We start from the raw sequence: 219 nt of genomic DNA on the forward strand, positions 1-219 counted from the left end.
CTTGTTCGCTTACCACTACCTGAGCTGTTGCTGCTGTGGTACATGGTGCCGTTGCTGCTACGGTATACGTATAAGTATTTGCGCCTCCTAAAGCTGGTGACCAAGTACCTCCCGTAGCTGGACTTCCACCTAAGGCTGCAAATAACTGCGCCGATGTTACCGTGCTTCCTGCACAGATGGTAAGTGTTCCGTTAGTTCCGGCATTTGGTAAAGCCTGCT

1 protein-coding gene is annotated in these 219 nt (G+C 51.1%); it reads right to left on the reverse strand.

All coding sequences use genetic code 11. The features are described 5' to 3' along the window. Positions 1–219: hypothetical protein (locus ACXAG7_RS20265; RefSeq protein ID WP_476667976.1), on the reverse strand; the 219-nt coding region annotated here is incomplete at both ends.

Source organism: Tenacibaculum sp. AWR4_210, assembly GCF_056160945.1.